22 protein-coding genes and 3 tRNA genes are annotated in these 26952 nt (G+C 45.7%); 14 read left to right on the forward strand and 11 right to left on the reverse strand.

The features are described from left to right. Positions 1-392 precede the first annotated feature (392 nt). From HG547_RS01090 to glnS, 3 genes are all read left to right on the forward strand, one after another. Complete coding sequence (locus tag HG547_RS01090) at positions 393-632, forward strand: FeoA family protein (protein WP_011623257.1); 240 nt, start codon at positions 393-395, stop codon at positions 630-632. After that, on the forward strand, positions 625-2919 hold the full coding sequence (gene feoB, locus HG547_RS01095; protein WP_169546640.1) for a Fe(2+) transporter permease subunit FeoB: 2295 nt from the start codon (positions 625-627) through the stop codon (positions 2917-2919). The genes HG547_RS01090 and feoB overlap by 8 nt, the downstream gene beginning before the upstream one ends. A gap of 184 nt (positions 2920-3103) precedes the next feature. Next, positions 3104-4774, forward strand: coding sequence for a glutamine--tRNA ligase (glnS, locus tag HG547_RS01100; protein ID WP_037417167.1), 1671 nt, complete (start codon positions 3104-3106; stop codon positions 4772-4774). Positions 4775-4967: 193 nt separating this feature from the next. On the opposite strand, the gene HG547_RS01105 is transcribed toward glnS, so the two are convergent. Continuing rightward, the gene (locus tag HG547_RS01105) at positions 4968-5564 is read right to left on the reverse strand and encodes a Yip1 family protein (RefSeq protein WP_144376508.1); all 597 of its coding nucleotides are present in this window, start codon (positions 5562-5564) and stop codon (positions 4968-4970) included. A 280-nt stretch (positions 5565-5844) separates the two neighbouring features. On the opposite strand from HG547_RS01105, the gene HG547_RS01110 reads away from it, so the two are divergent. Further along, positions 5845-6627 carry a tRNA isopentenyl-2-thiomethyl-A-37 hydroxylase MiaE gene (locus HG547_RS01110; RefSeq protein WP_169546642.1) on the forward strand — a complete coding sequence of 261 codons (783 nt, stop codon included), beginning with the start codon at positions 5845-5847 and terminating at the stop codon, positions 6625-6627. A 73-nt stretch (positions 6628-6700) separates the two neighbouring features. Here HG547_RS01110 and HG547_RS01115 read toward each other — a convergent pair whose 3' ends face one another. Together HG547_RS01115 and HG547_RS01120 are read right to left on the reverse strand one after the other, a co-directional pair. Further along, positions 6701-7420, reverse strand: coding sequence for a UDP-2,3-diacylglucosamine diphosphatase (locus tag HG547_RS01115; protein ID WP_047535629.1), 720 nt, complete (start codon positions 7418-7420; stop codon positions 6701-6703). Between the two features lie 9 nt (positions 7421-7429). After that, on the reverse strand, positions 7430-7921 hold the full coding sequence (locus HG547_RS01120; protein ID WP_011623251.1) for a peptidylprolyl isomerase: 492 nt from the start codon (positions 7919-7921) through the stop codon (positions 7430-7432). 140 nt (positions 7922-8061) lie between these two features. On the opposite strand from HG547_RS01120, the gene cysS reads away from it, so the two are divergent. Beyond that, complete coding sequence (gene cysS, locus HG547_RS01125) at positions 8062-9441, forward strand: cysteine--tRNA ligase (protein ID WP_047535621.1); 1380 nt, start codon at positions 8062-8064, stop codon at positions 9439-9441. A gap of 93 nt (positions 9442-9534) precedes the next feature. Here the strand turns inward: cysS and folD are convergent, their stop codons facing one another. Further along, positions 9535-10389 carry a bifunctional methylenetetrahydrofolate dehydrogenase/methenyltetrahydrofolate cyclohydrolase FolD gene (folD, locus tag HG547_RS01130; protein ID WP_169546644.1) on the reverse strand — a complete coding sequence of 285 codons (855 nt, stop codon included), beginning with the start codon at positions 10387-10389 and terminating at the stop codon, positions 9535-9537. A gap of 351 nt (positions 10390-10740) precedes the next feature. Between folD and HG547_RS01135 the strand changes: the two genes are divergently transcribed. From HG547_RS01135 to ppiD, 9 genes are all read left to right on the forward strand, one after another. Continuing rightward, positions 10741-10817, forward strand: a tRNA-Pro gene (locus HG547_RS01135). A gap of 99 nt (positions 10818-10916) precedes the next feature. Continuing rightward, positions 10917-10993, forward strand: a tRNA-Arg gene (locus HG547_RS01140). A 9-nt stretch (positions 10994-11002) separates the two neighbouring features. After that, a tRNA-His gene (locus tag HG547_RS01145) sits at positions 11003-11078 on the forward strand. Positions 11079-11339: 261 nt separating this feature from the next. Further along, positions 11340-12644 carry a trigger factor gene (tig, locus tag HG547_RS01150; protein WP_047538512.1) on the forward strand — a complete coding sequence of 435 codons (1305 nt, stop codon included), beginning with the start codon at positions 11340-11342 and terminating at the stop codon, positions 12642-12644. An 89-nt stretch (positions 12645-12733) separates the two neighbouring features. Further along, the gene (gene clpP / locus HG547_RS01155) at positions 12734-13342 is read left to right on the forward strand and encodes an ATP-dependent Clp endopeptidase proteolytic subunit ClpP (protein WP_037417193.1); all 609 of its coding nucleotides are present in this window, start codon (positions 12734-12736) and stop codon (positions 13340-13342) included. Between the two features lie 99 nt (positions 13343-13441). After that, complete coding sequence (clpX, locus tag HG547_RS01160; RefSeq protein ID WP_037417195.1) at positions 13442-14722, forward strand: ATP-dependent protease ATP-binding subunit ClpX; 1281 nt, start codon at positions 13442-13444, stop codon at positions 14720-14722. A gap of 132 nt (positions 14723-14854) precedes the next feature. Continuing rightward, positions 14855-17212, forward strand: coding sequence for an endopeptidase La (lon, locus tag HG547_RS01165; protein WP_037428151.1), 2358 nt, complete (start codon positions 14855-14857; stop codon positions 17210-17212). 259 nt (positions 17213-17471) lie between these two features. Beyond that, positions 17472-17744, forward strand: coding sequence for a nucleoid-associated protein HU-beta (gene hupB, locus HG547_RS01170; protein WP_006081127.1), 273 nt, complete (start codon positions 17472-17474; stop codon positions 17742-17744). A 226-nt stretch (positions 17745-17970) separates the two neighbouring features. Then, the gene (gene ppiD, locus HG547_RS01175) at positions 17971-19836 is read left to right on the forward strand and encodes a peptidylprolyl isomerase (protein WP_169546646.1); all 1866 of its coding nucleotides are present in this window, start codon (positions 17971-17973) and stop codon (positions 19834-19836) included. Between the two features lie 144 nt (positions 19837-19980). On the opposite strand, the gene HG547_RS01180 is transcribed toward ppiD, so the two are convergent. The 7 genes from HG547_RS01180 to HG547_RS01210 form a co-directional block, all read right to left on the reverse strand. Continuing rightward, positions 19981-20193, reverse strand: a complete 213-nt coding sequence (locus HG547_RS01180; protein ID WP_099457903.1) for a molybdopterin-binding protein — start codon at positions 20191-20193, stop codon at positions 19981-19983. A 117-nt stretch (positions 20194-20310) separates the two neighbouring features. Continuing rightward, positions 20311-21513, reverse strand: coding sequence for an enoyl-ACP reductase FabV (gene fabV, locus HG547_RS01185; protein WP_037428157.1), 1203 nt, complete (start codon positions 21511-21513; stop codon positions 20311-20313). A gap of 105 nt (positions 21514-21618) precedes the next feature. Then, complete coding sequence (locus tag HG547_RS01190) at positions 21619-22404, reverse strand: ATP-binding cassette domain-containing protein (RefSeq protein WP_037417209.1); 786 nt, start codon at positions 22402-22404, stop codon at positions 21619-21621. After that, positions 22385-23392, reverse strand: a complete 1008-nt coding sequence (locus tag HG547_RS01195) for an oligopeptide/dipeptide ABC transporter ATP-binding protein (protein ID WP_037417214.1) — start codon at positions 23390-23392, stop codon at positions 22385-22387. Before HG547_RS01195 ends, HG547_RS01190 begins: the two co-directional genes overlap by 20 nt. Positions 23393-23395: 3 nt before the next feature. After that, positions 23396-24286: an ABC transporter permease subunit gene (locus tag HG547_RS01200; protein WP_037417217.1), complete on the reverse strand. Its 891-nt coding sequence runs from the start codon at positions 24284-24286 to the stop codon at positions 23396-23398. Beyond that, on the reverse strand, positions 24273-25304 hold the full coding sequence (locus HG547_RS01205) for an ABC transporter permease subunit (RefSeq protein ID WP_037417220.1): 1032 nt from the start codon (positions 25302-25304) through the stop codon (positions 24273-24275). Before HG547_RS01205 ends, HG547_RS01200 begins: the two co-directional genes overlap by 14 nt. Further along, complete coding sequence (locus HG547_RS01210) at positions 25304-26929, reverse strand: ABC transporter substrate-binding protein (protein ID WP_169546648.1); 1626 nt, start codon at positions 26927-26929, stop codon at positions 25304-25306. Before HG547_RS01210 ends, HG547_RS01205 begins: the two co-directional genes overlap by 1 nt. Between the last annotated feature and the right edge of the window lie 23 nt (positions 26930-26952).

A 26952-nucleotide genomic window follows, 5' to 3' on the forward strand; every position in this document is an offset into this window, starting at 1 on the left:
AAGCTTTCGACATCGCTAATTTAGCTGATTAATATTAGAACAAGCACGTGACAAGTGCTTAACATTTTTTAGCTGGTTGACTGTAAAGAGGAATGATTTTGTAGGGATAAATAATAAGTGTGATCAATGTCTCATTTTGTGCCGAGGATGACTTTTTTTAACGCTTATTGAACATGTTGTTCGATTGCGATAAATGGTGGCAGCTAGCTGGCATTTTTATTTTCGGTCAGGCGTTTATTCATTGAGATTTTTGTCACATAATACTCAACACAATTGAAAACTATTATCGTTACCAGTCAAAAAGCTTGATCTAGGTAAAGTTATTAGCTCCATAGCTCAGATACAATGAACACAGTTTTTCAAGCTGAAGCTGTTACAAGGTGAAATAGGTAATGAAGTTAAGCGAACTCAGTCCCGGTGACCGTGGCATTATTTCTGAAATCGGGCGATTAGATTTGCCGCAAACAGTGAAGCGTAAATTATTGTCCATGGGCATTACCCCAAATACACGATTTTCTTTGATTCGCCGAGCGCCAATGGGCTCTGGTTTAGAGCTGGATATTCGTGGTAGTAAGCTTTGTATGCGCAGAGACTTGGCAGACATTATTGAGGTGGAAAAGGCGAATGACTAAGCAGTTTCATTGCGTCACCGTTGGTAACCCAAACGCTGGGAAATCAACACTCTTTAACGCGCTTACAGGCGCTAATCAGCAAGTTGGCAACTGGTCCGGTGTGACGGTTGAGAAAAAAACCGGTCATTTCACTCTCAATGGTGCTGACGTTTACTTAACCGACTTACCCGGTATCTACGATTTACTCCCTGCGGGTAATAGCTGTGATTGTTCTCTCGATGAGCAGATTGCTCAACAATATCTCGCCGAACAACGTGTCGATGGCATCATTAACTTAGTTGATGCGACCAATATCGAGCGCCACCTCTATTTGACGGCACAACTCCGTGAATTGTCGATCCCTATGGTGGTGGTGTTGAACAAAATCGATGCTGCTATCAAGCGTGGCATTCGTGTCGATTTAAAGAAAATGAGTCAAGAATTGGGCTGCCCAGTGATTGGGGTTTGTTCCCGCGATCCTGCTGATGTTGCTAAAGTACAAGCGCAAGTGCTTGACTTACTTCAAGGTCGTGTATCTGAAGCGCCTTTGTTACTTGATTACGACGAGCAAATTGAAGCAGGCGTGCAACTACTTTGTAGTAAAGATCCCAACTTAAGCCGTGGCCGCGCCTTAGCGATGTTGGGTAACGGTTCTGGTTGTGGTAGCTGTAAAAATGCTGAGCTTCAGGATGAGGTGAATACTTGTACTCAGCAAATTTCGCAGCAAGGACACGACATTGAAGTGATGGTCGCAACCACTCGCTTTAATTTTGTGGAGCGAGTATTCCAAGGTTCCGTTAAAACCGATGGCTTCTTAACCTTGAGTGATAAACTCGATAAATTAGTCTTACATCCTGTACTTGGCATTCCGGTGTTCTTATTTGTTATGTATTTGATGTTTATGTTCAGCATCAACATCGGCAGTGCGTTTATCGATTTCTTCGATGTGTTCGCAGGGGCATTACTGGTCGATCATTTTGGTGCACTGCTCAATAACATAGGCGCGCCAGCTTGGTTGGTGACTATCCTTGCGGGTGGTGTGGGCCAAGGTATTCAAACCGTTTCTACGTTTATTCCTGTGATTGCGGCATTATTCCTTGGTTTATCTGTTCTTGAAAGTTCGGGCTATATGGCTCGTGCCGCGTTTGTGGTTGACGGATTAATGCGTCGCATAGGTTTGCCGGGCAAAGCTTTCGTACCAATGATCGTGGGCTTTGGTTGCTCTGTGCCAGCCATTATGGCAACGCGTACCTTAGGCAGTGAGCGTGAGCGTATTGTCACGGGAATGATGGCTCCCTTTATGTCTTGTGGCGCACGGTTGCCTGTGTATGCACTATTTGCGGCGGCATTTTTCCCTGACTCTGGCCAAAATCTAGTATTTTTACTGTATATCATCGGGATTTTTGCGGCCATAGGTACCGGATTGTTGCTGCGAAGCACTTTATTACCAGGCACCAGTAGTGCGGTAGTGATGGAGTTACCAAGTTATGAGTTGCCTAAATTTAAAGCGGTGATGGTGCGTACTGGTAAGCGGACTAAGAGTTTTATCCTTGGTGCGGGTAAAACCATTGTACTAGTGGTGACACTGCTCAATTTTATCAATGCGATAGGGGTAGATGGTAGCTTTGGCCATGAGAATAGCCAAGCGTCACTCTTAAGCGTAGCGAGCCAGAAAGTGACACCTATCTTCTCGCCAATGGGAATTGAGCAAGATAACTGGCCTGCAACGGTCGGGATTATCACTGGGATTTTTGCCAAAGAAGCTGTGGTGGGAACACTCAATAGCTTATATACCAATGCCGGTTCTGAGGACGGCGAATTAACACCATTAGCCGATAGTTTTAATGAGGCTCTTGCGACTATCCCAGCAAACTTGTTTGGTTTAGATTTGGAAGACCCGCTTAAGTTATCTGTAGGCGATGTGTCCAGTACCGATGTTGCGGCAGAGGCGCAAGGTGTTGCAACGTCAACCTTTAGTGCCTTGCAATCTGGGTTTACTACCAAGGTGGCAGCGTTTTCTTATTTGCTGTTTATCTTACTCTATACTCCCTGTGTTGCGGCGATGGGCGCTTTAGTGAACGAGTTTGGTACTCGTTGGGCAACGTTTGCAGCGACATGGACATTCTCTCTGGCCTATGGCAGTGCAACTATCGCTTACCAAGTAGCAACCTTTGCCGAGCACCCATTGCAATCGGGTCTATGGATTGGTTTCTTCCTCAGTGCGTTAGTCATATTCTATCTATGGCTAAAACGTAAAGGGCGCAGAACTCAGCAAATTATCCCAGGCGTGCGGATTATTACTGAGTAAACCCCTGAGTAATAAATGTCAGCTTAGTGGTTACAAAGATAAAAGCAGCTTTCACGGCTGCTTTTATTGTTTTACTATCCACGGCATAACCCTTAGTTTTTAATACTGGGCATTGTAACTGGCCGAGATCTGTAGGATCATGCTGGTTTTGTTAAAATTGCCATTGTTCGCAAAGAGGAATTCCATGAGTCATGTGGACACTGAAGTACGTCCGAGTAACTTTATTCGTAATATCATTGATGAGGATCTGAAAAGCGGTAAGCACACGAGTGTGCAGACGCGTTTTCCACCTGAGCCAAATGGTTATTTACATATAGGTCATGCTAAGTCCATCTGTTTGAACTTTGGCATCGCCCGCGATTACCAAGGTCTCTGTAACTTACGATTTGATGATACCAACCCTGAAAAAGAAGACATCGATTATGTCAATTCTATTCAGGCGGATGTGCGTTGGTTGGGATTCCAGTGGGATGGTGAGGTGCGTTATTCCTCTAACTATTTCGACCAATTACATCAATATGCCGTTGAGTTAATCAATAAAGGCTTAGCCTATGTGTGTTTTCTCAATGCTGATGAAACCCGTGAATACCGTGGCACGTTAAAAGAGCCTGGTAAAAATAGCCCTTATCGCGATACTCCTGTGGAAGAAAACCTGCGCTTATTTGAAAAAATGCGTCTAGGTGAATTCAAAGAGGGCGAATGTGCGCTGCGCGCTAAAATTGATATGGCATCGCCTTTCATGTGTATGCGCGATCCGGTGATTTACCGTATTCGTTTTGCTCACCATCACCAAACGGGTGATAAGTGGTGCATTTATCCAATGTACGACTTTACTCACTGTATCTCTGACGCGCTCGAGCACATTACTCACTCATTATGTACACTTGAGTTCCAAGACAACCGTCGTCTGTATGACTGGGTTCTCGATAATTTAGATGATTTCCAAGCGCCAAATCGTACTCGTCAATATGAGTTTTCACGCTTAAATCTTGAATATACGCTGATGTCTAAGCGTAAATTAAATGACTTAGTGACACGCAAGTTAGTAACCGGCTGGGATGATCCCCGTATGCCAACAATTGCAGGTCTACGCCGTCGTGGTTATACCCCAGCGTCTATCCGCGAGTTTTGCCAACGTATTGGTATCACTAAGCAAGAAAACATGATTGAAGCGGCGATGCTCGATGCCTGCATCCGTGAAGAGCTCAACGAACATGCGCCACGTGCGATGGCCGTACTGCGCCCATTAAAAGTGGTGATTGAGAACTACCCAGAAGGTCAAATCGAGACGATTCAAGCGGCTTCTCACCCAAGCGATGAAAGCATGGGTACACGTGAACTTGCCTTTGGCCGCGAATTGTATATCGATGTGGCTGACTTCAGAGAAGAAGCCAATAAGCAGTACAAACGTCTAGTCATGGGCAAAGAAGTGCGCCTGCGTAACGCCTATGTGATTAAAGCCGAACGTTGTGACAAAGACAGTGAAGGTAATATCACTACCGTCTACTGTAGCTACGATGCTGATACTTTAGGTAAAAACCCTGCCGATGGTCGCAAGGTGAAAGGCGTAATCCATTGGGTTGAAGCGACTACGGCTAAACCTGCTGAGTTCCGTTTATACCAACGCTTGTTCACTGATCCAAATCCTGCTGCTGCCGAGACAGTGGATGAAGTGCTTAACCCTAACTCACTTGAAGTGGTTAATGGTTTAGTTGAAGCAAGCCTTGCGAATGCGCCAGCGGAAAAAGCTTATCAGTTTGAGCGTGAAGGTTATTTCTGTGCTGACAATAAAGACTCTTCAGCCGAGCATTTAGTGTTTAACTTAACGGTTGCACTGCGGGACTCGTTTGAATAGCAAGTTGTTGGCCGCGATAATCTCTGTCGCGACTAACTGTCAACAGCAGTAAAGAATAAAAAGGCCCTTAGTGTTTTCAAGCTAAGGGCCTTTTCTGTTTTACAACTTTTCGTTTTCAACACGTCTATTTGCCACTATCAATTTGTCACTATCAGTATTTCAAGTCGTTTGCACCTGAGTGCGGATTAATCCCTTATTGGTACATAGGACCAAAGCCAATGCTCCAGAGGATAACACTGGTGGCCATTAATCCAACCAAGAGCACTAAACCTGCTGTGACCATCGAACTGGCGTAAATAAAGCCTTTCTCTTCAGGGATATTCATAATGATGGGCACACCTGCATATAGCAGATAAACCGAGTAGGCTAAGCCAATCAGCCCAACAATCATAATAAACCAGAGTACTGGGTAGAGTGCCGCCAAACCAACCATAAACAGCGGTGTTGCGGTGTAGGACGCGAGTTCTAATGCTTGGGTGAAAGTTGGCTGAGCATCGAAGGTTTTTGCCATCCAAAAGGCTAAATAGGCGAGGGCAAAGACGCCTGCAATTAGGCCAAAATACATACCTACGGACATAAACATTGCACTTTGCGGCGTGAGATAAATAGGATCACCGGCTCCTGGATTCCAGCCAATGTAAGCTGTTGCAATAAAGCTACAGACAGCGGGAATGAGCGCGATGAGAACAACGTGACTTAAGCTACTTTTGAGTGCTTCATGGTTTTGTTCAATCGCATGCCATTCTTGCTTTGGATGAGTGTATAACCCCATTAAGTGATTCAGTATCATTATAATTATCCTTGTTCAGCATTGATGATGGCTCGCCAAACGTCAGACGAGCTGATAACAGCTCTGCAATCAGGGTTAATGCTCCGCAATCCCTTTAACTCCCGATTGCCTACTCTTTGAATTGAGATGTGCCGTGATCAGGATCTCAGTTCTTAAAGTGTAGATTATTTATTGAACAAAAAGTTCAGCTAGTCAAGTTTACTGGTGTCTAAAGCTATAGCTTGTTGATAATTACGCGTAAAATATGGCGATATTTTCTTTAAGATTTTTGAGTGATCCCATGCAGCAATTACTGGCACCTGTTCATGCGTTTCTTCGTTGTGAGACGCCGCAAACTTGGATTGATGTAGCAAGAGCCTCTACCTCGTTAGATGAACTCTTAATTGACCATTGTAATTGTGAGCTAAAAGCGGCGCAGACTGCGATGTTCTTATTGAGGCGATATGCCTTGGATAAAGACAGCGGACAATCGCTATTGGCATGGGCGAAACCTTATGAGGAATTTGTTTATCATAAGGATCGCGATATCGAGCAGTTTTTGGCTCGTGATGTCAAAAAGAACGAGTTGGTAGCCAATCTACAGCCGAATCAACATTTTGCTTTTGCACAGGATCTGATCCCACCACTGATCCGTTTGATAAAAGAAGAATTCCATCATTTTGAGCAAGTGCTGGAGCTGATGCACGCACGGCAAATCCCATATCGTAATATTCGTGCTGGGCGTTACGCAAAAGGGATGATGAGCCACGTGACCACCCATGAGAAGGATATTCTGCGGGATAAGTTGATTGTGGGTGCATACATTGAGGCGCGCTCCTGTGAGCGTTTTGCCAAATTAGCGCCTTATTTAGATGCAGAGTTAAGTAAGTTTTATGTGTCACTGCTGCGCTCAGAGGCGCGTCATTTTGAGGATTATCTTAAGCTGGCACAGTTAGTATCGACCGAGGATATTAGCGAGCGAGTTGCTTATTTTGGCGAGAGAGAAGCCGAATTGATTATGGCGCCCGATGACGAGTTTCATTTCCACAGTGGTCAACCCTTAGTTGCCCAGCGGGAAAGATAAGTAGCGGCCTCAACCATATTCAGGTATGAGGCCTTAGCGGTAGATGTTTTAATGGTGAAGACGCTATAGGTGCTTAGCTGGCGTCGAAGGGCAGGCTTTTTAGCTCCACGCCGTCGGCACTGACCACTAACACGCTGCCTTGCTCGTACCAATCACCGACTACAATCCGTTTGCAGCCATTGTTTAATTCATGGATAGCAGGCCTATGGGTATGACCGTGGATCATCTGTTTGCTGTGGGTTTGAGCAAATAACGCATTCACCGCACTGGGTTCTACGTCCATAATCACATAGCTTTTTTGCTGATTACTGCTTTGGCTGTTACTGCGGATTTTATTGGCAATGGCTTGACGTTTTTTCTTCGGCAAACAGCTATAAAGCCAACGGGCGAAGGCAAAACTACGTAGTTTGCGAAAGCGTTGGTAGGCTTTATCTAAGGTGCACAAGCTATCGCCATGCAAAATAACCGTGTTAACGCCATAGAGATCTAAGCATTTGACTTCGGGCAACATTTGCATACCCGCAGCATCGGCAAATTGTTTGCCTAACATAAAGTCTCGATTACCGTGAATAAAGTAGATGGGCAATCTTTGGGAGACTTGTTTGAGCTTGCGCGCTAATTCGAGGGCAAAAGGTGCGGCTAAATCGTCGCCGACCCATACCTCAAAGAGATCCCCCAGAATATAGAGAGCATCTACATCATCAAGTTCTGTATCGAGAAAACGATTAAAGGCTTGGGTGATATCGAGGCGATCGGCACTTAAGTGCAGATCGCCAATAAATAAGGTCCGCATCCTAGGGAATTAGGCTGCACTTACTTTTTCAATCACAACCGCTTCTAATGGCACATCTTGGTGCATGCCACGGTTACCAGTGCTGACAGCTTTGATTTTTTCAACGATGTCCATGCCTTCAACCACTTCACCAAATACGCAGTAACCCCAGCCTTGCATGCTTTCAGATTTGAAATCAAGGAAGGTGTTATCGTTGACGTTGATGAAAAACTGAGCCGTCGCTGAGTGTGGGTCCGAAGTACGCGCCATCGCGATAGTACCAGTACGGTTTGATAAACCGTTGTTCGCTTCGTTTTTCACTGGCTCATGGCAACGTTTTTGGCTCATTTCAGCGGTAAAACCACCGCCTTGGATCATAAAGCCGTCAATTACACGGTGGAAAATGGTGCCGTCGAAGAAACCTTCGTCAACATATTTCATAAAGTTTGCCACGGTCAGCGGGGCTTTTTCGGCGTTCAGTTGCAGTTTAATGTCGCCAAAATTAGTGTGTAATGTGATCATGTTTTCATACTCTCAGTAAATAGTGGCGCGATTCTAACTTATCTCGGATTGCGCGCAAAGTGCAGTATTCAAAACCCTCGTCAGCGTGGTAGACTGACCCCTTGATTTTACACTTGAATCTATCTTTGAAGAGAATACCGATGTTGAAGATTTACAACAGTATTACCCGCCAAAAACAGGAATTTAAGCCTATTAATCCCGGAAAAGTTGGGATGTATGTATGTGGCGTGACCGTTTACGATCTCTGTCATATTGGCCATGGGCGTACTTTTGTTTCCTTCGATATGATTGTTCGCTACCTGCGTTACGCGGGTTATGAAGTGAATTTCCAGCGCAACATCACCGATATTGATGACAAAATCATCAAACGCGCCAACGAAAATCAAGAAGATTGCAATACATTAACCGACCGCTTGATTGGTGAAATGCACAAGGATTTCGATGCGCTGAATATGAAACGCCCTGATTTTGAGCCGCGTGCCACACTGCACATTGCCGAAATCATCGATATGGTCGAACGTTTATTGGCCCGTGGTCATGCTTATATCGCTGCCGATGGCGATGTGCTGTTTAGTGTGGCCTCTTTCCCCGAATACGGTCGCCTATCTGGCCAGAATCTGGAGCAATTACAGGCTGGCGCACGGGTTGAAGTTGATGATAATAAGCAAAATCCAATGGATTTCGTGCTGTGGAAAATGTCTAAACCAGGTGAGCCAACATGGGAATCGCCATGGGGACCAGGTCGACCAGGCTGGCATATCGAATGCTCTGCGATGAACAGCAAGCACTTAGGTTTACATTTCGATATCCACGGTGGCGGCTCAGATTTACAGTTTCCACACCATGAGAATGAAATTGCCCAGTCTTGCTGCGCTCATGACACGCCTTATGTGAATTATTGGATGCACACTGGCATGGTGATGATCGACCGCGAAAAAATGTCTAAATCTTTAGGCAACTTCTTCACCATTCGTGATGTATTAAGTCATTACGACGCAGAAACCGTGCGTTACTTCCTGCTATCGGGTCACTATCGTAGCCAGATTAACTACTCTGAAGAAAACCTCAAGCAGGCGCGTGCGGCGTTAGAGCGTTTATACACTGCGATTAAAGATGTTGACCTGACTGTAGCGCCGGCACCTGCCGAAGAGTTTGTCGCTAAGTTTAAAGCGGCAATGGACGATGACTTTAACACCCCTGAAGCCTATTCAGTGCTGTTTGATATGGTGCGTGAGATCAACCGTCTGAAACTCACTGATATGGCAGAGGCTTCCGCATTAGCTGTATCAATGAAACAACTTGCTGATGTGCTGGGTTTATTGCATCAATCTCCCGATGCCTTCTTTAAAGGCGAAGGGAGCGATGATGAAGTGGCAGAGATTGAAGCTTTGATCGTTGAACGTAACCGCGCTCGCAGTGAAAAAGATTGGCCAGCGGCTGACGTGGCGCGTAATCGTTTAAATGAGCTTGGTGTGGTCTTAGAGGATGGCCCAAGTGGCACCACTTGGCGTAAGAAATAAGCTTAATTAGCTATTGTTTTTAATCAAAAAAATCTTCAGCCAATAAAAAAACCTGCATTATGCAGGTTTTTTTATGCTTGCCGAACCTAGAACCTAGTCGTGATATTGCTCGGCGGCATATAAGGTGTTTTCTAAAAGACTGGCTATGGTCATTGGTCCCACACCGCCAGGTACAGGTGTGATAAAGCTAGCATTTTGCGCAGCAACATCATATTGCACATCGCCGACTAAAGTGCCGTTTTCTAAGCGGTTAATACCCACATCAATCACAATCGCCCCAGGTTTGATCCACTCACCGGGAATAAAACCGGGTTTACCCACGGCAACTACGACTAAATCAGCTTGGCGAATTTTTTGTTCGAGGTTTTTAGTAAAACGATGGCAAGTTGTGGTGGTGCAGCCCGCAAGCAGTAGCTCGAGTGTCATTGGTCGGCCGACAATGTTCGAGGCGCCAACGACAACCGCATCTAAGCCATAAGTATCGACGCCAGTGGATTTAATGAGTGTCATAATGCCCATTGGCGTGCAAGAGCGCAGCACAGGAATACGTTGTGCTAAACGGCCAACGTTATAGGGGTGGAAACCATCGACATCTTTATCGGGGCGAATTCGCTCGATAACCTTAGAGTCTTCAATATGGGCTGGTAAGGGCAGTTGCACTAGGATGCCGTCAATGCTTGGATCATCATTGAGGTTATCGATGAGTTTGAGTAATTCTTCTTCGGTGCAGCTTGTCTCGAGATCATATGAACGGGAAATAAAACCGACTTCTTCACAGGCCTTACGTTTGCTTCCAACATAAACCTGAGAGGCAGGATCGGCTCCCACTAATATGACGGCTAAACCTGGTACGCGTTGTCCAGCCTCTTTACGGGCGGTAACTTTTTCGCGCAGTTGAGTGCGGATGTATTGAGCAATCGCCTTGCCGTCGATTATTTGGGCTGTCATGGGTGTAGGATATCCTTTATATTGGCGATGGTTAAAACGGTAGTTAACACAGAGATTGGCAATCGCGGCTATTTTAACAGGGCGTAGCGGGTGTGTCATGGCAAATGCCGTCGTGAAATGGATAAAAAAAAGCGTATTCGACTGATAATTCAGCATCTAGCGTGAACGGTTAAAAAAATCGTTGACGGGTGCAAAGTGAGGGGCTAAGATGCGCTCCGTTCTCGAGCAGATGTGTTGATTTGCTTTGAAAACTTTTTTGGTGATTAGCGCAGTCCTGTAATGAATCCAGATTTTGGATGAGAGCAGAACAGAGGAAACCCTCTCAGTTAATGCCAAATATAGTAAGACCTTCGGTGATTAGCGCAGTCCGGTAGCGCATCTGGTTTGGGACCAGAGGGTCAGAGGTTCGAATCCTCTATCACCGACCACTTTAATTGTTATTTGCTCGAGTGTTTACATGAGCGAGTAGCATGGATAGCCAAATGCTATCCAACGCCGGTTAGGATGCAGAGTAATCTGTAGACCATGCGCCCGTAGCTCAGTTGGATAGAGCACCCGCCTTCTAAGCGGGTGGTCGCAGGTTCGAATCCTGCCGGGCGTACCAGTTTCAGTGGTGATTGTAGCTCAGTTGGTAGAGTCCCGGATTGTGATTCCGGTTGTCGTGGGTTCGAGCCCCATCAGTCACCCCATTTTTAGTACTTTGAGTACAAAATAAAAAAAGCGACCTCTGGTCGCTTTTTTTATACCCTAGATTCGGCCGTTGAGGCTCGACTCTGCACAAAACGGTGGCTATAATGTCGCGTCTTGATAGATATCAACTAACAGCGACCTGTGCCAAAAGCCAGTAGTGGTGGGCATTGTAGTCAAATTTAATGATCAAGAAACGAATACCTGAATAGTTGAAGATTCGACTATTACAAAGGACGTTAGACAAATTTCGAGGTAAAACAATGCAAGTTTCTGTTGAAGCAACCCAAGGCCTAGAGCGTCGCCTGACCATTTCTGTTCCTGCTGAACAAATTGAAAAACTGGTTAAAGACAGTTTACAACGTGAAGCTAAGCGTGCTCGTATCCCAGGTTTCCGTCCTGGCAAAGTGCCTGTTACTGTAATCAACAAACGTTATGGCGCAGCTATTCGTCAAGACATCACTGGTGAAGTGATGCAACGTAACTTTATCGAAGCGATCATCGCTGAGAAATTAAACCCAGCAGGTGCACCAACTTTCGTTCCAGGTGCAACTGACGGTGAAAAATTCGAATTCGTAGCAACTTTCGAAATCTACCCAGAAGTTGAGCTGAAAGGTTTAGATGCAATTGAAGTAGAGCAACCAAAAGCCTCTGTAACCGATGCAGATGTAGACAGCATGATCGAAACTTTACGTAAGCAACACGCGACTTTCGCCGCTGTTGAGCGTGAAGCCGCTGACGGCGACAAAGTGAAAATGAACTTTGTGGGTTCAGTTGATGGTGTTGAATTCGAAGGTGGTAAAGCTGAAGATTTCGAACTGCAATTAGGTAGTAACCGTATGATCCCAGGTTTTGAAGCGGGTATCTTAGGTCACAAAGCCGGTGAAGAGTTCGTTATCGACGTGACTTTCCCTGAAGAATATCACGCTGAAAACTTAAAAGGTAAAGCAGCTAAGTTTGCTATCACCTTAACTGAAGTATTAGCGGCTAACTTACCTGAAGTAAACGATGAGTTTGCAGCATTATTCGGTATCAGCGAAGGTGGTTTAGAAGCCCTTAAAGCTGAAATCCGTAAGAACATGAACCGTGAGCTTGAGCAAGCGTTAAAAGCTAATGTGAAAGAGCAAGTGATCGCAGGTTTATTAGCTAACAATGACATCGAACTGCCAAAAGCATTGATCGATGGCGAAGTTAACGTATTGCGTCAACAAGCGATGCAACGTTTCGGCGGTCAAACGGCTAACATGCCTGAGCTGCCAGCTGAATTATTCACTGAGCAAGCAGCTCGTCGCGTGAAAATCGGTCTGTTATTAGGCGAAGTGATCAAAACTAACGAGCTGAAAGCGGAAGATGAGCGTGTACAAGGCTTAATCGCTTCTATGGCTTCTGCTTATGAAGATCCAAGTGAAGTGATTGCGTATTACAACAGCAATAAAGAGCTGATGCAAAACATGCGCAACGTTGCGCTTGAAGAGCAAGCTGTTGAAGCACTGCTTAAAACAGCCAAAGTGACCGAAAAAGAAGTCGCTTTTGAAGAATTTATGAACAAGGCTACAGGTCGCGCATAAGCTAAGCTTGACTTGATTGGCAGTTCGCCATTTATAATGGCTCGTATGAGGCTCCTCATGCGAGCCATTTTTATTTAGGGAAATGAATAATGCATAATGCGTCAGACATACAAAGTGCTTTAGTGCCTATGGTGATCGAACAGACTGCTAAGGGTGAACGCTCATTCGACATTTATTCTCGTCTGTTAAAAGAGCGGATTATCTTTTTAGTGGGTCAAGTTGAAGAGCATATGGCGAATCTGATTGTGGCGCAGTTGCTATTCCTCGAATCAGAAAGCCCAGATAAAGATATCTTTTTATATATCAACTCACCCGGTGGATCAGTCACCGCGGGCATGGCGATTTACGATACCATGCAATTTATTAAGCCTAATGTGAGTACGGTGTGTATTGGTCAAGCGGCCAGTATGGGCGCGTTTTTATTAGCTGGCGGTGAAAAGGGCAAGCGTTTCTGCTTACCTAATTCTCGCGTGATGATCCACCAACCATTGGGTGGATTCCAAGGTCAGGCTTCTGATATCGCTATTCATGCCCAAGAAATCTTAGGCATCAAGCATAAACTGAACCTGATGCTGTCAGAGCATACGGGCCAGCCACTCGAAGTAATTGAGCGTGATACTGATCGTGATAACTTCATGAGCGCTACTCAAGCTGTGGAATATGGTTTAGTTGACGCAGTGATGACTAAACGCAGCTGATTTTTACTTTTGACTGGGCTATGCTCTGTAAAGCAACGCTGAGTTTAAAGTGAACAAGTTTAAGATAAGCAGTAGAGCAGACTGCAAATGAGGTAATTAATGGGCGACAACAAAAATAATGGTGACAGCGGTAAATTGCTGTACTGCTCTTTTTGCGGTAAGAGCCAGCATGAAGTCAGAAAACTGATTGCAGGCCCATCAGTATATGTATGCGACGAATGTGTCGAGTTATGTAATGACATTATTCGTGAAGAGATTAAAGAAATCTCCCCCAAGCGTGATAATGATAAATTACCCACGCCACATGAGTTGCGTGCACATTTAGATGATTATGTCATTGGGCAGGACAGAGCTAAAAAAGTCCTTTCTGTTGCGGTATACAATCACTATAAACGTCTGAGAAATTCATCCCCTAAAGATGGGGTGGAATTGGGCAAGAGTAACATTCTGCTGATTGGTCCAACGGGCAGCGGTAAAACACTGCTGGCCGAAACGCTCGCGCGCTCATTGAATGTCCCATTTACTATGGCAGACGCAACCACTTTAACTGAAGCCGGTTATGTAGGTGAAGACGTTGAAAACATCATTCAAAAGCTGCTGCAAAAGTGCGATTACGATGTTGAGAAAGCGCAGCGCGGTATTGTCTATATCGACGAAATCGACAAAATCAGCCGTAAATCAGATAACCCATCGATTACCCGTGATGTATCGGGTGAAGGCGTACAGCAAGCGCTGCTGAAACTTATCGAAGGTACGGTTGCCGCGGTTCCACCCCAAGGTGGGCGTAAGCATCCACAGCAAGAGTTTTTACAGGTTGATACCTCTAAGATCCTGTTTATCTGTGGTGGTGCATTTGCGGGTCTTGAAAAGGTGATTGAACAACGTGCTCATGTTGGTTCGGGTATCGGTTTTGGTGCGCAAGTTAAAGGCGAAAAAGATAAAGCAACGATATCTGAAACCCTGTCTCAAGTTGAGCCAGGCGATTTAGTTAAATACGGCTTGATCCCCGAGTTTATCGGCCGTCTACCTGTCGTTGCTACACTAACTGAATTGGATGAAGATGCATTAGTGCAAATTCTGTCTGAGCCTAAAAATGCCTTAACTAAGCAGTACAACGCACTGTTTGAGATGGAAGGGGTCGAATTAGAGTTTCGCGAAGATGCACTTAAAGCGATTGCCCATAAAGCCATGTCACGTAAAACAGGTGCCCGTGGTTTACGCTCCATCGTAGAAGGTATCTTACTTGATACTATGTATGATATCCCATCTATAGAAGGTGTAGTGAAAGCGGTTGTCGATGAGTCAGTGGTTAATGGTGAGTCTGCACCGATTCTGATTTATGAGCGCAATGAAGCACAGGCGGCTTCTGGCGAACAATAATTGTACAGATAGCTAATAAACTGAAAATCAAGGAGTCCAATGGGCTCCTTTTTTCGTATTGACCATTGAAAGGGCCTAAACCGCCCCAATATACTCCTTAACAAATCCCTTTTATTTAAACGGAATCGAACTATGACCTTAGAGCGTGAAGCGCATATCGAACTCCCCGTGCTGCCACTGAGAGATGTGGTGGTCTATCCCCATATGGTAATTCCGTTGTTCGTTGGCCGAGAAAAATCGATTCGTTGTCTCGAAACGGCAATGGCCCAGGATAAGCAAATTATTTTAGTTGCTCAGCGTGATGCTGAGTTAGATGAGCCGACCAAAGACGATATCTTTGACGTTGGTACAGTGGCATCTATTCTGCAACTGCTGAAACTACCAGACGGTACAGTCAAGGTGCTGGTCGAAGGTGGTCGCCGCGCCCGTATTACGCGTTATACCCAAGAAGCAGATTTCTTTGTGGCTAAGGCTGAATATCTCGAATCTGAGCCTTTAGAAGACAAAGAAGAGGAAGTCTTGGTTCGTAGCGCGATTGGCCAATTTGAAGGCTATATCAAGCTCAACAAGAAGATCCCGCCAGAGGTTTTAACCTCGCTTTCAGGTATCGATGAAGCGGCACGCCTTGCAGACACGATGGCGGCTCACATGCCGCTTAAGCTTGAGGACAAACAATCTGTCCTTGAGATGACCAATATTGGCGAACGTCTTGAATATTTAATGGCGATGATGGAGTCGGAAATTGACCTGTTACAGGTTGAAAAACGCATCCGCACCCGCGTTAAAAAGCAGATGGAAAAGAGCCAACGTGAGTACTATCTGAACGAGCAAATGAAAGCCATCCAAAAAGAATTGGGTGACTTAGACGAAGGCCATGACGAATTTGAAGTCTTAAATCGTAAGATTGAAGAAGCCAATATGCCAAGCGATGCCAAAGAAAAGGCGGTCGCTGAACTGAACAAATTACGTATGATGTCGCCGATGTCTGCCGAAGCGACCGTGGTTCGTAGCTATGTGGATTGGATGACGTCCGTGCCTTGGAGTCAACGCTCTAAAATCAAACGTGATTTAGCGAAAGCCCAAGAAGTATTGGATACTGACCACTATGGTTTGGAAAAGGTCAAAGACCGTATTCTGGAATACTTGGCGGTGCAGAGCCGTGTACGTCAACTGAAAGGGCCAATCCTGTGTTTAGTTGGACCACCAGGTGTAGGTAAAACCTCACTCGGTCAATCGATTGCCAAGGCGACGGGTCGTAAGTATGTGCGTGTTGCCTTAGGCGGCGTGCGTGATGAAGCGGAAATTCGCGGACATCGCCGCACCTACATTGGCTCTATGCCAGGTAAAATCATCCAAAAAATGGCCAAAGTGGGCGTGAAAAACCCCTTATTCCTGCTGGATGAAATCGACAAAATGAGCTCGGATATGCGTGGCGACCCAGCGTCAGCACTGTTAGAGGTGCTTGATCCTGAACAAAACGCGACCTTTAACGACCATTACCTCGAAGTCGATTACGACTTATCCGATGTGATGTTCGTGGCGACCTCGAACTCGATGAATATTCCTGGCCCATTGCTGGACCGTATGGAAGTTATTCGCCTGTCGGGTTACACCGAAGATGAGAAGCTCAATATTGCTAAGCAGCATTTATTGACGAAGCAAATCGAGCGTAACGGCCTTAAAGCGAATGAAATTCATATCGAAGACAGTGCGATAGTCGGCATCATCCGCTACTATACTCGTGAAGCGGGTGTGCGGGCGCTAGAACGTGAGTTGTCGAAGATTTGCCGTAAGGTCGTAAAAATGATCCTGCTGGATAAATCCATCAAGTCAGTTACAGTCACCGCGGATAATCTCAAGTCTTTCCTCGGTGTGCAGCGTTTTGACTATGGCAAGGCGGAATCGAACAACCAAATCGGTCAAGTCACAGGGTTGGCTTGGACTGAAGTGGGTGGTGATTTGCTCACCATTGAAGCGACTTCAGTGCCCGGCAAAGGCAAGTTGACCTACACTGGCTCACTTGGCGATGTGATGCAAGAGTCGATTCAAGCGGCAATGACAGTTGTTCGCGCCCGTGCGGAACAATTAGGTATCAACGGCGACTTTTATGAGAAGCGTGATATCCATGTTCACGTGCCAGAAGGGGCAACGCCTAAGGATGGTCCATCCGCAGGTGCTGCAATGTGTACTGCGCTTGTTTCTAGCCTCACTGGTAACCCTGTGCGCGCCGATGTGGCGATGACGGGTGAAATTACCTTACGCGGTGAAGTGTTACCTATCGGTGGTTTAAAAGAAAAACTGCTGGCAGCACATCGCGGTGGCATTAAATTGGTGCTTATTCCAAAAGAAAATGAGCGCGATCTGGAAGAAATTCCTGCCAATGTTATTGCCGATTTAGAAATTCGCCCTGTGCGTTGGGTCGACGAAGTGTTAAAACTGGCGCTAGAAAGACCCGTTGAAGGCTTCGAAGTGGTTAAAAACTTGGCATAACGCAAGAAAATGCGCTATGACGTTAAAAAAAATGAAAAAAGGGGCTTAACAAAGCGCAGACCTGTGGTAGCCTAGGTCAGTGGAGAGCCAGCTGCTCCAAGCCCTTGGGGCAACTGGCTTTGAGCTGTATCTAGTTTTATTTCTTTGGTTTTCGAACTCAGCTTGAACTTTGAATTCAAGCTTGTTATAAAAGCCTCCGCAGACCGCTCTAGAGACGGATTTGGTTGCGGCGCAAAAAAATTACATTCAAGGGGATGACATGAACAAATCTGAACTAATCGAGAAAATCGCTTCTGGTGCTGACATTTCTAAAGCCGCTGCCGGCCGTGCACTGGATTCTTTTATCGCAGCTGTGACTGAAGGTTTGAAAGAAGGCGATAAAATTTCTCTTGTTGGTTTTGGTACTTTTGAAGTGCGTGAGCGCGCTGAACGCACTGGCCGCAACCCACAAACGGGTGAAGAAATCAAAATCGCAGCAGCAAAGATCCCAGCTTTTAAAGCGGGTAAAGCTCTGAAAGACGCTGTCAATTAATTTTTGATATCGCAGCCTTTGTAAGGCGTTCGTAATGATAAGCACTGTTTAAACAGTGCTTTTTACGAATTGAAAGTAATGGATTTTGAAGGTCAATTTCTACCATTACTCGGGGTTTTAGCACTTACCAGTGGTAGCGTCTGAATAATCCCTATTAATTACAGAAAGGCGCATCTCAAGCTGATGCGCCTTTTTATTTTGTTAATCGCAACGAACGAGATATCTGATGTTAGAAAAGATCCGCGATGGTTCGCAAGGCGTGATTGCTAAAGGCATTCTCGTACTTGTGATTTTATCTTTTGCATTTGCAGGGGTGAGTAGCTATTTAGGCTCAACTTCCGATGTACCTGCCGCAGAAGTCAACGGTGACAAGATCACTAAAGCCGAGTTAGAACAAGCCTACCAGAGCGAACGCGCTCGTATGGAACAACAACTGGGCGAAATGTTTGCTGCCCTATCTGCGGACGAAAGATACCTAGAAAGCATTAAGCAGAGTGTTCTCGAGCGTCTAGTGGCAGACAAACTGATCGATCAAGCTGCCGCTGCGATGGGATTACGTGTTTCTGACGAACAAATTATTGCAGCGATTAAATCTGAACCCGCTTTCCAAACTGACGGTAAATTTGATAACGACCGTTATCAGGCTATTTTGCGTCAGTTAGGTTATCAACCACAAACCTTTAGAAGCATGATGCGTGTCGATATGACTCGTCGTCAGTTAACAGCGGCGTTAGTGGGCACTGAATTTGTGTTACCCGGTGAAGCTAAACAATTAGCTGAGCTGCAAGGCCAAACTCGCGACATTCGTTATTTAGTGGTGGACTCTGCGCCATACCTTGCCAATGCCTCTGTGACAGACGAGCAAGTAAAAAACTACTATGACGCCAACCAGGGCCAGTTTATGAGCCCAGAGAAGGTGAGTTTAGAATATGTTGAGTTAAACGCGGCTGATTTTGCCAAAGACAGCAAAGTGACCGAAGAAGAAGCTCAGGCTTACTACGATGAGCATAAGACGCAATATGTGTCTAACGAGAAACGTTTAGCCGCGCACATTCTGATTGGTCCAGGTAGCGATGAAGCCGCAGCGAAAGCCAAGGCTGAAGATTTAGCCAAGCAGTTAGATAACGGTGCTGATTTTGCTGAGTTAGCCAAAGCCAATTCTGAAGACACGTTAAGTGCGGAGCAGGGCGGTAAATTAGACTGGTTTGAGCCCGGTGTGATGGACCCCTCATTCGATGCTGCGCTTTTTGCTCTGCAAAAAGGCCAACACTCAACAGTCGTCAAAACAGATTTTGGTTTCCACATCATCAAACTGTTAGACGTTCAGCCTGGTACCACAGTGCCCTTTGCCGACGTTAAAACTAAGATTATTGCTCAGTTACAAGAGAAAAAAGCGGTAGATCAATTCTATAGCTTGCAGAGCAAATTGGCCGATACCAGTTACGAAGTGCCTGATACCTTAGCCGAAACCGCAAAAGTGGTGGGTGTTGAGATTAAGACAACGCCGCTATTTTCACGTGATGATGTGCCAGCGGCACTGAACAAGCCTGATGTAGTAAAAGCTGCATTTTCAGACTCAGTGATGCGCCAAGGGCTAAATAGTGAAGTGATTGAGCTTGAACCGAATCACGTAGTGGTTATTCGCATGAAAGAACATCACGATGCGGGCACTATGCCATTAGCCGAAGTGAAGGCCGACATCGCAGAGCGTTTAAAGCAAGATCAAGCGAACGCAGCAGCACGTGCTAAAGCAGAAGAGTTAATGGCGCAAGTGAAAGCTGGCGCTGCTGATGTGAGCTTAATCGCTAAGGCTAAATTGGGGCGTGGTGCACAGGATTTAGACGCGGCCATTGTGACAAAAACCTTCCAAATGCCAACGCCGAGTGCCGCACCTGTGGTTGATACTGTCGCTTTAGCAAATGGCTATGCTGTGATTGCACTGGACAAAGTGAACGCGGCTGAGTCTATTAGTGATGAGTTAGTCAATGCACTAAAACAACGCCTAAATGCACAATACAGCGAAGCGGATTACCGCGGTCTGATCGAGTCACTGAAAGCGAATGCAAAAATCCATTACCCTGTAGAAGGTTAATGGTGATAAGGGATAACTCAGTCTATCCCTTATATTCGCAAGCAAATATAAAGTGTTTTGCTAATCAAATAGAAAAGGCCAAGTGTGTTTACTTGGCCTTTTTGTTTGTGCGTTATCAAACGATATGGGCGCTATTTCAGCAGCTTAATCATCCACGCCAATCATCACGCTGCTGGCTTTAATGAGTGCGTAAGCCGAATCACCCTCCTTCAAGTTTAAACGCTCACAGGAGGCTTTAGTTACGACGGAGGTTAACACTACGCCCGGTGCCAGTTCGATAGTGACTTCGTTGTTTACAGAGCCAATTTCGATTGCGGTAATAGTGCCACTTAGGGTATTACGTGCACTGATCTTCATTCTTTATCCTTATTTAGTGTTGAATGGTCATGCTATTCTAGCCTATTGTCATGGGTTTGCAGCAAATAAAAACGCCACCCGAGGGTGGCGTTTAAAAGCAAGCTGTAATCGTGACGATTACAGCTCGATCACATCGAACTCAACGTACGGATTCACATCAGCGTCGTAGTCGATGCCTTCAATACCAAAGCCGAAAAGTTTAATAAACTCGGCTTTATATTCTTGATAATCGGTCAGCTCTGATAGATTTTCAGTGGTCACTTGTGGCCACAGATCACGGCAATGCTGCTGGATATCTTCACGCAATTCCCAATCGTCTAAACGCAGACGGTTATCGCTATCGGTCTCAGGTTTTGCACCATCGGCACGGAACAGACGCTCGCTGAACATGCGATAGATTTGCTCCATACAGCCTTCATGCAGACCTTCTTGGCGCATCTTCTTAAACACCATTGCAATATACAGTGGCATCACTGGGATGGCTGAGCTGGCTTGAGTGACAACGCTTTTGAGCACGGCAACGTTGGCGCTACCGCCTGTCACTGAGAGCTTATCGTTTAAGGCTTTTGCAGCACGGTCTAAGTCCATTTTGGCTTTACCTAATGCGCCATGCCAGTAGATTGGCCAAGTTAACTCAGTACCGATATAGCTATAGGCAACGGTTTTGCAGTTGTCGCTCAATACGCCAGCCTCGGCGAGCGCGTTAATCCACAATTCCCAATCTTGACCGCCCATCACTGTTACTGTATCGGCAATTTCTTGCTCTGTCGCAGGTTCGACAGTGGCTTCGATAATGCAGTCTTTATTAGTGTCTACCGCTGTTGCAGTGTAAGTTTCACCAATTGGTTTGAGCGCAGAGCGTACTAGTTCGCCAGAATCTGGCAGTTTGCGCACAGGTGATGCTAATGAATACACCACCATATCCACTTGACCTAAATCTTGCTTGATTAGCTCAATGACTTTTTGTTTAGCTTCATGGCTAAAGGCATCGCAGTTGATGCTCTTGGAATATAAGCCTTCCGCTTTGGCAAACTTGTCGAAAGCGGCAGAGTTGTACCAGCCAGCAGTACCTGGCTTAGCTTCTGTACCTGGTTTTTCGAAGAACACACCAATAGTTGCTGCATCGCTACCAAAGGCGGCGGCAATGCGTGAAGACAGGCCATAACCACTTGATGAACCAACAACGAGGACTTTTTTAGGCCCGTTGGCGATTTTGCCCTTCGCTTTGGTTAATGCAATTTGTTCTTGAACGTTAGCTTCGCAACCAACGGGATGAGTAGTGGTACAAATGAATCCACGAATTTTGGGTTTGATAATCATGTTTAAGCTTCTTCTATCAAAATGACCAATAGGATAAATACTTCGGCGATTAAATGGCATCTATTTTTAGCCAATTTGCCTGAATATTTAAGTGGTTGGAGCAGTTTAACGCTTATGAACAAACAGGCTCTGCTCCTGAATAAGCCTTTGGGTATATTCGTGCTGCGGTGAATTAAATATCTGTTCTGTGGGAGCTTTCTCAACCATAACGCCTTTATGAAGAACCATAATTTTATCGCTAACATGGCGAATAATATTGAGGTTATGGGACACAAAAATATATGACAATCCTAAGTCTTTTTGCAATTTCAGTAGCAAATTGAGGATTTGCGAGCGTACGGACAGATCTAAAGCGGTCAACGCTTCATCGGCGATAATGATTTTGGGGTTGAGCATTAGCGCCCGCGCCACGGCAACCCGCTGTTTTTGGCCTTCAGAAATCATATGCGGATAAAAGTCAGAATGTTCAGGTAATAAACCGACTTTCCTTAATGTCTCAATTACTTGAGAATTACGCTCTTTGGCAGATAGCTGAGTGTTAAAGCGCAATGGTTCATCGAGTAATTGACCAATGGTGAGCCTTGGGTTGAGCGAGGTATTAGGATCTTGAAAAATCATCCGAATAAGGCGGCAGCGTTGTTTGATATTGCGGCTGTCTAAGGCTTCGCCTTCGAAGTAAATTTCACCGCCGCTGCGCGGTTCTGCGCCCACTAAAATACGTGCAAGAGTACTTTTACCTGAGCCAGCTTCACCCACGATGGCTAAGGTCTCACCGCGATTGAGTTCAAAAGAGACTGGCGCGAGGGCATCGTTATATTGGCGGGTAAAGCCTTTATAACCAGTATCATACCTTTTAAAGAGATCGTTAACTTTAAGCAGTGGAGTCGTCATTTGTCGTTTCACCGTGGTAAGGGAAATGGCAGGCAAAGTAGCGGTCTCTTGAATGACTCAAACTTGGCTGATTAACACATTTCTTTTGCGCCTCAGGACATCTTGGCCCTAAGCGACAACCAATGGGGAGATGTTGGAGTGCTGGCGCCGAGCCTGGCAGTGTTGGCATAATTGCCTTGTGCGCCTCTATCCCCGAATAATCCGGCATATTATCCAAGAGTGCCTTAGTGTAAGGATGATAGGGCTGATTAATTAATTCATCCGTCGGTCCTGACTCCATCACTTGGCCGCAATAGAGTACCGATAAGTGATCGCACCATTGGGCGAGGGTCTCAAGCTCATGACTGATGATTAAAATTGACACATTTTGCAGTTGGTTAAGCTGTGATAGTAGGCGAAATATCTGTGCCTGAGTACTCAGCTCCATCGAGTTTGTCGGCTCATCTGCAATCAATAATCTAGGCTGGTTGGCAATTGCCATGGCGATCATCACTTTTTGGCATTCGCCTTCGGATAATTCCCATGCATAGCTGGACATGACTTTTTGCGGATTTTTAATGCCAACTTTGTGTAGCCATTTCTGCGCCGTGAGTTTGGCATGTTTATGCTTTTGCCAAAAATAAGCTTTAGGATTCTTAGGCATGGCCTGCATCAGCTGGCTACCCACGGTTTGCGAAGGATCAAGGCTGCCTGATGGGTCTTGGAAGATCATCGCCATATCTGAGCCCATCAGATTACGGCGCTCCTTCGAGGTCATGGCCATCAGATTATTACCATCCCACATCATGCGGTCGGCAGTAATGGTCCAGTTGGGGCCAGGGATACCTAGAATGGCTCTGGCGAGTAGACTTCGGCCCGAGCCGGATTCACCCACTAGGCCGTGGATTTCACCCGCATTCAAGGTCAAGCTTACTTTCTCAAGAGCCCGCACTTTGCCGTGGGGCGTGTCGAGTTCAATAGTCAGGTTTCTAACGTCGAGTAATGGCATAGGTTAGTTTCTGATGGGCGCAAGCGCCGATCTCAAGCCATCGCCTACCAAGTTTATGGCAAGCACACTAAAGAGAATCGCCAGCCCTGGAATAGTTACAGTCCAAGGTGCGGTCAATAAATTATCCATGCCTTGCGCCACCATAGCGCCCCATTCTGGGCTAGGGGCTTGAGCACCAAGACTTAAAAAGCCGAGGGCAGCAATATCTAAAATCGCGGCAGAAATGGCTAACGTGGTTTGAATAATCACTACTTCCCAGACGTTTGGCATGATCACATACCAAAAAATCTGCATTGAATTGGCTCCATCCAAACGGGCAGCGGTAACATATTCTTTTTGTAATTCTTCATGGACCGATTGATGAATAGAGCGGACAAACTGTGGCGTCAAGGCAATGCCCACGGCCCAAAACACGTTTTCAAGTCCTGGCCCCATAACGGCAACCACTAAAATCGCCATCAGAAGCGAAGGGATTGACAGCAATGCATCGAGCAAATGGCCCAAAATACTAGACTTTAATCCACGCATCATGCCGGAAAGTGAGCCGATGATAAATCCAGTAAACAGAGCTGTACCGACAATCATTAATGCCATGCCAAAGGTTAAATGCGCGCCATGTAGCAAGCGGCTAAAAATATCCCGGCCAAGATCGTCGGTGCCTAAAAAATGCGCCACAGTGCCGGAAGGATCCCAAGAGGGAGGTAACAATAGGGCGCGTGGATCTTGAGCCTCTGGTGCGAAAGGCGCAATCATTGGACCAAAGAGGGTGAGCAGCAGCAGAAAAATAATGGTCCACAATCCCGCTAAGGCAAAAGGGTTTGCCGAAAAATTTTGCCAGACCCGCATCATTGGGGAAGCAATTTGATCTTCCTGATAAATTTTAACTGGAGGCATAAAGATCTTTTCTGCTTAATGGATTGAAGACGGTATGTAGCACTTCAATCAAAATACTTAAAAAGATGATCAGCAAGGCGACAGCCAATATTCCACCTTGAATAACCGTGTAATCCCGCTGATAAATTCCTGATACTAACCAAGAGCCTACACCTGGCCATGAAAATATCACTTCAACAACAATAGCATAGCTAGCAAAGGCACCTAGCATTAAACCTAAGTGCTTTAATACAGGGATAAGCGCGTTGGGTAAGGCATGGCGTAAAATAATGGTATTGGTGTGCATGCCTCTGGCTTCGGCTGCGCGGATAAAGGTTTGGTTCATCACATTCATCATTGCAGAACGTGTGCTACGTACTACCACAGTAAAAGGCAGCACTGCGAGCGTTGTCGCTGGCAGAATAATGTGTAGCAGTGCATCCTTAAACGCCGATATGCGATACTCCGAATCAGAAAGTAGGATATCGACCAGCATAAAACCAGTGACGGGTTTTATCTCATATAAAAGATTGAGTTGCCCCGATATTGGCAACCAACCGAGATCGACACCAAACCAAAGCGATAAATACAGTCCCAACCAAAAGACTGGAACAGAGTAACCCGTAAGAGTAATAGCCATAATGGTATTTTGGGTGAGTTTATGCTGACTTTGTGAAGCCAAAACGCCCAAAGGCACGCCTAAACCAATGGCGATTACCGCGGCCATGACTGCGAGCTCGAAGGAGGCGGGGAGTACGGTACTTAACTCCTCTGCAACGCTTTGATGGGAAGTCACTGAAACCCCTAAGTTACCACTCAGCCTTTGCTGCAAATAAGCAATAAACTGCAACGCCTTGTTGCTATCTAACTTATAGTCTTGTTCGATTTGGCTAAGCTGAGCTGCCGATGGTGAATGTATTCCTGTGAGGGCAAAGGTGCGTTCAATGGGGAACAAACCTGTTGCATAAAATAGGACACCAATCATGACGAGTGAAGTCGCTAGGAATAAATTGAGGCGCCGTAACAGGTATCTTAACATCAGTTAGTCTCCTGTGTGGTTTGGCTGGTTTTTGTAAAGGAAATGCCGCCAAAAGGCGTGAGTTGCATAGTATGTACATTATTACGCGTTAAAGCGACCCGTTTGGCATGAGCCAAACTCAGCATTGGTACTTGCTCGGCGATGAATGCTTCGGCTTCTTGATAAATTTGCTTGCGATCTGCTTGTGTTGAGACTTCTCTTGCTCTGTCTAGAATGGCATCAAACTGTTTATTGCACCAGCGAGAGCGGTTGTTGTTTGATTGCATCGACGCGCAGCTAAGCAGTGGCGTGAAAAAGTTATCGGGATCACTGTTATCGGCGTTCCAGCCGATGAGCACTGAATCGTATTCATCTCGACTTAATCTTTGGGTAAAGACACTCCAGTCGTAACTGATGATGTTGACTTTAACGCCGATATTGGCCAAATCAGATTGGATTAACTCAGCTGTTTTCAGTGCATTAGGATTATAAGCTCTCGCAACAGGCATTGCCCAAATATCGATGCTGAGATTGTTAATACCTGCCTCTTTTAGCAGGTCTCTGGCTTTTTGGGGGTTATAATCGAGTAGCTTCTTATTGCTGTCGTAGGCCCAAGAGGCTGGTGGAAGTACGCCTATCGCCTCTATTGCGGTGTTTTGATACACAGCACGTAAGATATTTTGTTTATCCACCGCATGGGCGAGCGCGCGGCGAACTCGAACATCATTTAATGGCGCTTTTTGAGTGTTAAATGCCCAAAATGCTACGTTAAGGCCGGGTTGTGATTCGATATTGAGCTGTTCATGTTGCTTAATAACGGGAAGTTCCCCTGCTTTGGGCAGGGCTGAAACACTGCAGTCACCCGCGATTAACTTTGCTAATCTCACGGTGCTTTTAGGGGTGATATCATAGACCAACATCTCGACATTGGCGGGTTCTCCCCAAAAATCCGGATTACGGCGATAGCGAATATATTCGTTTTTGGCGTAATGCACTAAAGTAAAAGGCCCTGTACCAATGGCAAAATGGTCAACATTTTCCGGGTGACCTAGTGCAAGCTGTTGTTCGGCGTACTCACTGGAGAGAATAACGGCAAAGTCAGTCGCTAAATTCGATAAAAATGAAGCATCCTTACGGGCTAAGCGAAAAATGACTTCATAGTCATTGATTTTTTCAACACTTTTAACTTGTTCAGAAAAACCAATGCTTTGAAAAAAGGGATAACCGGTGCGTGACACACCATGGTAAGGGTGATGCTTATTGATAATTCGATTGAAGGAAAACAGTACGTCGTCGGCGTTAAAGGAGCGACTTGGCGTAAAACGGGAAGAGTGCTGAAACTTAACATTCTCCCTGAGCGTAAAACGATAACTAAGACCATCATCACTTTCAGCCCAACTGGTTGCCAAGGCCGGAACCAACTGACCAGAGAGCGCGTCATAGTCTACTAAGCGGCTATAGATTAGGTGTGAAGTGGCGTCGATGGTTGTGCCTGAGGTCACCAATTGCGGATTAAAAGACTCGGGATTCCCTTCGGAACAATAGACCAAACCAGAAGGAAGTCGTTGGGGGCCACATGCAACCAACAACCCACTCATGCAGAATACCGCAGTTGCTAGGCACAGGCGTCTAATTAGCACACTCATTTATAAATCATTATTTTATCGAC

This window comes from Shewanella sp. DNRA4 (assembly GCF_012843185.1).
In the GTDB taxonomy this organism is placed as follows: Bacteria; Pseudomonadota; Gammaproteobacteria; order Enterobacterales; family Shewanellaceae; genus Shewanella; species Shewanella xiamenensis.

Coding starts and splice junctions, on each gene's coding strand:
- clpX (WP_037417195.1), top strand. CDS start 13,442: ATGGGCGACAACAAAAATAATGGTGACAGCGGTAAATTGCTGTACTGC.
- HG547_RS01205 (WP_037417220.1), bottom strand. CDS start 25,304: ATGTTAAGATACCTGTTACGGCGCCTCAATTTATTCCTAGCGACTTCA.
- fabV (WP_037428157.1), bottom strand. CDS start 21,513: ATGATTATCAAACCCAAAATTCGTGGATTCATTTGTACCACTACTCAT.
- HG547_RS01110 (WP_169546642.1), top strand. CDS start 5,845: ATGCAGCAATTACTGGCACCTGTTCATGCGTTTCTTCGTTGTGAGACG.
- feoB (WP_169546640.1), top strand. CDS start 625: ATGACTAAGCAGTTTCATTGCGTCACCGTTGGTAACCCAAACGCTGGG.
- cysS (WP_047535621.1), top strand. CDS start 8,062: ATGTTGAAGATTTACAACAGTATTACCCGCCAAAAACAGGAATTTAAG.
- HG547_RS01105 (WP_144376508.1), bottom strand. CDS start 5,564: ATGATACTGAATCACTTAATGGGGTTATACACTCATCCAAAGCAAGAA.
- HG547_RS01090 (WP_011623257.1), top strand. CDS start 393: ATGAAGTTAAGCGAACTCAGTCCCGGTGACCGTGGCATTATTTCTGAA.
- folD (WP_169546644.1), bottom strand. CDS start 10,389: ATGACAGCCCAAATAATCGACGGCAAGGCGATTGCTCAATACATCCGC.
- clpP (WP_037417193.1), top strand. CDS start 12,734: ATGCATAATGCGTCAGACATACAAAGTGCTTTAGTGCCTATGGTGATC.
- HG547_RS01115 (WP_047535629.1), bottom strand. CDS start 7,420: ATGCGGACCTTATTTATTGGCGATCTGCACTTAAGTGCCGATCGCCTC.
- HG547_RS01190 (WP_037417209.1), bottom strand. CDS start 22,404: ATGACGACTCCACTGCTTAAAGTTAACGATCTCTTTAAAAGGTATGAT.
- HG547_RS01210 (WP_169546648.1), bottom strand. CDS start 26,929: ATGAGTGTGCTAATTAGACGCCTGTGCCTAGCAACTGCGGTATTCTGC.
- ppiD (WP_169546646.1), top strand. CDS start 17,971: ATGTTAGAAAAGATCCGCGATGGTTCGCAAGGCGTGATTGCTAAAGGC.
- glnS (WP_037417167.1), top strand. CDS start 3,104: ATGAGTCATGTGGACACTGAAGTACGTCCGAGTAACTTTATTCGTAAT.
- HG547_RS01195 (WP_037417214.1), bottom strand. CDS start 23,392: ATGCCATTACTCGACGTTAGAAACCTGACTATTGAACTCGACACGCCC.
- HG547_RS01200 (WP_037417217.1), bottom strand. CDS start 24,286: ATGCCTCCAGTTAAAATTTATCAGGAAGATCAAATTGCTTCCCCAATG.
- lon (WP_037428151.1), top strand. CDS start 14,855: ATGACCTTAGAGCGTGAAGCGCATATCGAACTCCCCGTGCTGCCACTG.
- HG547_RS01120 (WP_011623251.1), bottom strand. CDS start 7,921: ATGATCACATTACACACTAATTTTGGCGACATTAAACTGCAACTGAAC.
- HG547_RS01180 (WP_099457903.1), bottom strand. CDS start 20,193: ATGAAGATCAGTGCACGTAATACCCTAAGTGGCACTATTACCGCAATC.
- tig (WP_047538512.1), top strand. CDS start 11,340: ATGCAAGTTTCTGTTGAAGCAACCCAAGGCCTAGAGCGTCGCCTGACC.
- hupB (WP_006081127.1), top strand. CDS start 17,472: ATGAACAAATCTGAACTAATCGAGAAAATCGCTTCTGGTGCTGACATT.